This is a genomic window from Brachybacterium sp. Marseille-Q7125 (genome assembly GCF_023062615.1).
Lineage (GTDB): Bacteria > Actinomycetota > Actinomycetes > Actinomycetales > Dermabacteraceae > Brachybacterium.
The window spans coordinates 1-470 of sequence record NZ_JALLAL010000157.1 but is presented as its reverse complement, the minus strand read 5'-3'; the positions used below and the strand labels follow the sequence as shown (position 1 = coordinate 470).

General features: G+C 66.0%; 1 pseudogene. It reads left to right on the top strand.

Annotation, left to right across the window (positions count from 1 at the left end):
* Nucleotides 1–21: 21 nt before the first annotated feature.
* Nucleotides 22–470: pseudogene (locus MU407_RS14145) on the top strand (IS1634 family transposase); the annotation flags it as partial.

The window sequence follows — 470 nt, the reverse complement described above, 5'->3', positions numbered from 1 at the left end:
ACTAACGGGTAGCGTTGCTCTATGGCCTACGTGCGGAAGGTGAGGACGGCTTCGGGCGCGGTGGCCGTGCAGGTGGTGCAGAAGGTCCGGGGGCGTCTCGAGGTACTCGAGCATGTGGGGTCTGCGCATACTGACGCGGAGCTCGGGCTGCTGCTGGAGCGGGCCGGGCAGATCCTCCAGGGCGAGCAGATGAGTCTTGAACTGGAGGTGCCGCGGGCGGTCACGCGTGTGGAGGATGTCGCGGACTGGAGCGACCGCACGCACGCGCCTGCGGTCACTGAACGGCCGAAGACCGCGCCGTCAGGGAGGGTGCTCTCCAGTACCTCCAGGCTCGTCTATGACGTGCTGGCCAGTGCGTATACCCGTCTGGGGTTCGATGTGGTGGATGATCGGGTGTTCCGTGATCTGGTCATCGCGCGGTTGATCGAGCCGACCAGCAAGGTCGATTCGCTGCGGGTCCTGGCCGAGTG